This window comes from Halobellus captivus (assembly GCF_007655485.1).
In the GTDB taxonomy this organism is placed as follows: domain Archaea; phylum Halobacteriota; class Halobacteria; order Halobacteriales; family Haloferacaceae; genus Haloquadratum; species Haloquadratum captivum.
Genome location: NZ_VJXQ01000007.1, coordinates 79272 through 85448, shown reverse-complemented (window position 1 = coordinate 85448; position 6177 = coordinate 79272). Strand labels below are relative to the sequence as shown.

General features: G+C 58.6%; 7 protein-coding genes. 6 read left to right on the top strand and 1 reads right to left on the bottom strand.

What is annotated here, in order from left to right:
* The first annotated feature begins 520 nt into the window (after positions 1 to 520).
* From FJT57_RS16740 to FJT57_RS15085, 6 genes are all read left to right on the top strand, one after another.
* Positions 521 to 697 carry a hypothetical protein gene (locus tag FJT57_RS16740; RefSeq protein WP_170830673.1) on the top strand — a complete coding sequence of 59 codons (177 nt, stop codon included), beginning with the start codon at positions 521 to 523 and terminating at the stop codon, positions 695 to 697.
* 87 nt (positions 698 to 784) lie between these two features.
* Positions 785 to 2026: an RNA-guided endonuclease InsQ/TnpB family protein gene (locus FJT57_RS15105; RefSeq protein WP_144906666.1), complete on the top strand. Its 1242-nt coding sequence runs from the start codon at positions 785 to 787 to the stop codon at positions 2024 to 2026.
* A gap of 210 nt (positions 2027 to 2236) precedes the next feature.
* Entirely contained in the window at positions 2237 to 2800 is a 564-nt protein-coding gene (locus FJT57_RS15100; RefSeq protein WP_089699264.1) for an ArsR/SmtB family transcription factor, read from the top strand.
* 78 nt (positions 2801 to 2878) lie between these two features.
* Positions 2879 to 3298 carry a hypothetical protein gene (locus FJT57_RS15095; protein ID WP_139173382.1) on the top strand — a complete coding sequence of 140 codons (420 nt, stop codon included), beginning with the start codon at positions 2879 to 2881 and terminating at the stop codon, positions 3296 to 3298.
* 197 nt (positions 3299 to 3495) lie between these two features.
* Positions 3496 to 4098 carry an ArsR/SmtB family transcription factor gene (locus FJT57_RS15090; protein ID WP_089699265.1) on the top strand — a complete coding sequence of 201 codons (603 nt, stop codon included), beginning with the start codon at positions 3496 to 3498 and terminating at the stop codon, positions 4096 to 4098.
* A 43-nt stretch (positions 4099 to 4141) separates the two neighbouring features.
* A complete protein-coding gene (locus FJT57_RS15085) occupies positions 4142 to 4561 on the top strand; it encodes a hypothetical protein (protein WP_089699268.1) in 420 nt (139 codons plus the stop codon).
* Between the two features lie 73 nt (positions 4562 to 4634).
* On the opposite strand, the gene FJT57_RS15080 is transcribed toward FJT57_RS15085, so the two are convergent.
* A complete protein-coding gene (locus FJT57_RS15080; protein WP_144906664.1) occupies positions 4635 to 5927 on the bottom strand; it encodes an outer membrane protein assembly factor BamB family protein in 1293 nt (430 codons plus the stop codon).
* Positions 5928 to 6177: the final 250 nt, after the last annotated feature.

Genomic DNA, 6177 nt, shown 5'->3' with positions numbered 1-6177 from the left:
AGGCGGCCTCGCCCTTTCTGAGTCCACCAGGATATCGGCTGTGTCACTGAGCGTCGGGCTCGGTTGAACGGTGTTTCTCTACGGCCCGCCCCGCTCGCCGCTGCCGCCCTCCGCGTCGCTCGCGACCGACCATTCCGGGCGTGCGGGCGCTCTCCGCACCGCCCGCGCCCGTTCCGGGCTAAAGTGCATGTGCCCTCGACGCCAGCGGGTAAGCGCGAGGGGTTGCGCCCCTTGCGGGCTTTCGCGTTCCGGGGCTTGGTGCCGCCTGCGCTGTCGCGCGCCACACCGCGGCGCGCGTTCTCGGCGACAGTCGCCCTGGACACGGACCCGCAGTCCGGGCCGGACACGACTGGGCATATCGATATCTGACCTGCCCTCTACTGACCACGCCGATAGGGTTTTTAGCGCCTGCAATGGGTGCAGGCGCGGTTTGAACACGCCTGCATAGGAGCTAGGTGATTTCTGATGGAACAACACCACCAGCGACAGGCGTATCGTCACTCAGAGGAGGATCGACAAGATGGCGGTTGACCTTGGCCGGGTTGAGCAGGCGGAAGACGAACTGGAGCAGTGGTTGGTCGACCAAGCCGAAGCGGGTGTTCCCGAGATCGTTCTCGTCGGACTCCTTCATGACTACGCCGACGACATCGAACAGCTCGGGTACGTCCCACGGATGTGGGGACGCAACGACCGATGATACACCCCGACTTTCGTGCTGTGTTTTTTGCGCCCGTAACGGGCGGGGGCGCGACGTGATCGGGCCTTCACCAGAGAGGAATCACACATGAGACGAACGAATACCTTCGATATCGTTCCCCGGTCCGAGACGACAGAAGAGATTCTCGTACGGGTGCTAGACGCCTCGGCAAGCCTCTGGAACACACTCACCTACGACCGCCGACAGCAGTTCTTCGAAGGAGAGAGTGTCTGGGAGTGCGATGGCTACTACGACGAGTATGTCGACGTACTCGGCGGTGCGACGACCCAGCAGATTGCCCGCGTGAACGATACCGCGTGGCGGTCCTTCTTCGAGCTTCTCGACGAGCCAGAATACGATCCGAGTCCCCCCGGCTACTGGGGAAATCGAGACGATGGCCGAGAGCTGCGAACCTACATTCGAAACGACGCATACACGCTCCAGTGGAACGAGCGCTCACGACTGGAGATACCCATCGGAATGGACCTCAAAGACGAGTACGGGTTCGGGATGTACGAGCGGCTTCGGCTACCGGTTCGGGGCGATCCAAAGTGGTGTGGAGACGCTGGCCGCCTCGAAATCTCGTACGACTCGGTCGAAGAGACGTACCGTGTGCATCAATCCGTAACCATCGACGACGTCGAAGAGAGCAGATCAGATGGCTCCGAGTCCGCTGCACTCGATCTCGGTGCGAATGTGCTCGTCGCCTGTACGACAACGACCGGGGAGCAGTATCTCTACAGTGGACAAACCCCGTTCGATCGGTTCCGAGAGACGACTAACGCTATCGCCAACGCCCAAGCGAAACTCCCCGACGGACAACACTCCAGTCAGCGAATCAAGCGTCTCTATCGCAAGCGCTCTCGACGGCGCGATCATGCGGTGAACGCGCTCCTCCGTGACGTAGTTGAACGGTTAGACGAAGCTGGTGTTACAACGCTCTACCACGGCGATCTCACCGGAGTGCTCGGTGAGTACTGGTCGGTGGAGGCGAATCTCAAAGCACGGACCTTCTGGGCGCATCGGCAGTGTATTGATAGACTCGGATCAGTCTGTGAAGAGTATGGAATCGACGTAGAAGCAATCTCGGAGGCGTGGACGTCCCAGACCTGTCCAGAATGTGCCGAACGGGACCGAACACGCCGGCATCGAGAGACGCTCACCTGTCCGTGTGGTTTCGACGGCCACGCCGACCTCGTTGCTTCGAGAACATTACTCGAACGAGCAACGAACACAACAGTCAGGCCGACGGCACGGCCCGTGCGGTTCCAGTGGGACGATCACCAGTGGTTTCCCGTTGAGGGTGCCGCAGTGTCGCCCAACGAATAGCGCACAGACCCGCGAGGTGCCGCCGTAGCGTCCTTGACGCTAGCGAGCGGACGCTTCCATTGTGTGGAGTGGATGTCGACCCGCTGGACGCTTGCATTACTCGGACGTACTCCAAGTACAGCTCTATCTCCAGAATAAGGCTACTGACTAGAGAAGGCTGTATCACGCGGACACAATGGACTTATGACAGTACGAGATGGACAAGAGAGCATGTCTCTGTTGCCCTCCACTGACGACGTGACTGCCGAGCAAGAGGGCGACATACGAGTTCTCGGTGTGGATGAAGATGAGACAGCAAACGTGTTTGAGGCCCTTTCGTCGGAAACGGCGCGGCGTATCCTGACTGCAATTTACGACGATCCGGCACCTCCATCTGAACTTGCTACCCGACTCGATCTGTCCCTGCAGAACGTCTCCTACCACCTCGACAATCTCGAAGAGGCAGGCGTGGTCCGTGTGGCTGATACCCGGTACTCAGAGAAGGGCAAAGAGATGAACGTGTATGCACCCGCAGACGACCCCGTCGTCGTCTTCGTCGGCACCACGGAACGTAAAACGGGACTCCTCGACCTACTGAAGCGGCTCGTCGGCGCGACGGGGCTTCTGTTCCTCGTCTCTGCTTTCCTGTTTGTCTTTCAGGCATTTGGACAGCCAGGTGGTGCAGGTGATACGCCGACGATTCTGGAACTCCTCTCCTTCCCGGGACTGGAGTTCCTCCTCGGGGGACTGTTCGTCCTTGGACTGGTCGTCCTGTGGTGGGCCCGGAACAGGTAGATGGTCGACATCCTCATCTGTCAAAATTAATTTTGGCCCAAACATCGTACTAAGGGCCCTGGTGGTCAACTGACGTGTATGTCACGTACCTCAACGCAATCGATCGTAACAAGAACCTCGATTATCGGCGGCTTGGTTGGTGGACTGGTCCACGCAGGTGTGGCTGTTTTGCTCTGGAATCGTTGGTTCGATAATCTGTGGGAACTGCTCATGACCAAACCACTCAATGGAGCGTATATCCTCCTTGGAATGTTTCTCCTTGGATTCGTTCCAGTCCTGTTTTACGTTGGTGAGAAGGTCATCTCACCTGCCATCATCGTCGCTGCATTCCTGCTCCTTTCAGGATTCGGCTCGTGGCTAGCGGGCCCTGTTCGTCCACCATCTGCTGTGCCGACACCATTTGCTCTGTATATCCTCCTCTGGGTGGGCGTCGTCGCTCTTGCGGGTGTCACAGGGAGGCTGGAATATCGCCGTAAGCAACGAGCCGCAAGCGCGTGATACTGGCCACTTCGGGAACGACACGCCGTCCTGTCCGATAGGGCTCCCCAGCGCAGGAAATGAAATCTCTACGTAGCGGCTGTTTTACGAGCGATAGCATCTGACCGACAGGATTTCAACAAAGCCAGCCGAATCGGTAGGTACTGCTGACCGACATCCCAATTGAGTTTCAGTAGCACATCGGACTAAACTGAAATATGTCTCTTCTACCATACTCTGACACAGACGTTGACGCTCGCCAGAAAGGAGAGATTCAGGTCCTTGGGATGGACGATGAGGAAACGAACGAGGTCTTGAGCGCGATCTCGTCCACGACTGCCCGTAAAATCCTCACTGAGGTGTACACCGAACCAGCGACACCCTCAGAGATCGCAGATCGGACTGGCGGTTCGGTGCAGAACGTCTCGTATCATCTCACGAAGCTCGAAGACGCAGGAGCGATCGAAGTCGCTGATACTAGATATTCGGAGAAGGGTCAAGAGATGCGGATCTATGGACCTTCAGACGAGCCGATTGTCCTGTTTGTCGGAACCGAGGAACGTCAAGCTGGACTCCTGTCACGGCTGAAGCAACTCGTCTCCGCTGTTGGAGTTGTGATTGCGACAAGCTTCGCCATCGGCATCGTCGTTGATGATTCAATGCTATTCGGAATCCAGATGAACGCATCGGCTGGACAAGTAACCGGCTTCCCGCTGGCGATTGGTTTCCTTATCGGCGGCCTGTTCAGTCTTCTTCTGGTGGGTCTATGGATCGGGTGGAACTGGTACTCGAACAGAGAGAACGCTCAAAATTCGATATGAGCGTACTCAATCGTTATTTCGTTCCCAGCCCTCGTCACGTAACATGCCCTCCACTGCCAACAGATTGCTTTTTGGATCCCGACCTAACCATTCGAAAGCCGGGGTCGGAATTTCGATCGGCCTCTTCGTCTTGTTCTTCGTCAGTTCCAGCGTGCTGAACCTCCAACCATACCTCACACAGATTCCGTTTGAGATTCTCATTGGAGGTGTCTCGCTCGTCATCTGTTCGGGGATTGCGTGGTTCGCATACCAGAACGATGGGCTCGTAATCGCGTGGCTCATCGCATTCAGTATCCCCTTCGCAGTATATCTCGAAGGATTTCTTGAATCGGGAACGAGCGACCGTGTTGCCGATGCTGTGCTATCGGCGGGCGTGATCGGTCTAGTCTATGCCGTAATAGTCGGAACTCTGGGATTTGCTGGCGGCGTTGCTGTTCGGCGAATTGTAAAACCCAGCGGGTGAAATCGGCCTGTGTGCAGATCTCACTCTCTGTATCTATCAATAGTCGATTTTGGATTGCTAAGAATGAATTATTTCACTCGCTGGCACCAATCGCGTAGATCCGTCCATCAGCGATTCCGACGTAGCACATTCCGTGTGCCAGTGTGACTTCAGTATCCGTGATGTAGCCCGCCATCCCGATGTCGGGGACTGTGATCTCGAGGTTCCACGCTTGGCTGTCACTCGTCTCGTAGGCAACGACGGAGTCGTTCCGCGGCACGACCACGCCACCGTCACCGGCGGCAGGGGGTTGGTTGTCCCCACTCTCGGCCGACCGCCAGCGAATCGCCCCGTCCGAGATATCGATTGCAACGAGCCCTCCGTGATACGTATTCACGTACGCAGTATCTCCTGTGACCGCTGGTGAGGGTATCGCGTTCCCGTAGTCCTCGTCGACGACGGTTGTCCGCCACAGTACGGTTCCATCAGCGGTATCGGCGGCGACGAGTTCCTCGGCAATGCCCGGGACGTACAGACGGCCCTCGGCGACCGTCGGTGTGCCCTGAATATCCGGACAACACTCGTCAGGTGTGGCGATCTGTTTGCTCCACTGTCTCTCACTGGTCGTCGCATCAAGTGCTGCAATACGTCCGTCAGTTAATCCGACGTAGACGCCGTCGTGGTCCGCACAGATCGCTGTGTAGCACTCCCCGTCGATAGGTGTGCGCCACTGTTGGGTGCCATCCAGCGTGTAGGCGTACACCGCGTTGTCCTCGTCTCGCGTCGCCAAGTAACAGGTTCTGTCCACGACTGCTGGCGAGCCAGTCACGTCCGGAATCGTCTCCGTCCACTGGATCGACCCGTCGTCGCGGGCGAGGGCAGTCAAGGCCGCCTGCTCGTAGTCCGGACCACGCGTGACGGCCAGGAGTGTGTCGTCCGCGAGTGCGAGTCCGACTGCACGGCCCGTTTCAAGTTGCACATCTAGTTGCTGCTCGCCGGATTCAGCATCGAACCCTGCAAGGTAGACGACCGAATGCTCAGCGTCATCCGGTGACTCGACATAGGCGAGGTAGACACGCTCCGGGCCGACGACCGGGGCCGTTGCGCCATGTGGGTCGTTCCCCGGCCGCCGAAGCCAAGCGACGTCGACGTCGCCGTGTGGGACTGTGGAGGCCGCGTGGCCGGTTCGGCCGCCATCGTGTCCTTCCATCAGCCAGCGACCAGACGTCGTGTAGCTCGCGGTGTACGCGTCGTTCGTGAACGGCTTCGGCACCGACTCCCCACCTGAGAGGCCGGGGACGTTCGGGGCGGTACATCCGGTTAAACTCAGTAGACTCCCGGCAGCTACAGTCTGGTGGAGGAGCTGGCGACGCGTCAGCGGGACCATATGATCAGTGGTCAACGCTGTGTCAAACGTCTTCCGGAGAGACAAACAGCTGCTAGCGTTTGGTGCGGTCACCTCGAAAGCCCCCGAACGCTCGACGGCCGCGTCTCGCTGCGCGCCTCGTTCCTGCGGTGCTTGCGTCGTCGGGGCACGTCGAGCGTCCGTCCCCTTTCAGTCCCACCCGGGGTCTGTTGCGGAGTCAGCGCGCCCCACGGTTGGGCGGTGTGGTACTCTACGGCCCGCACCGCTCGCT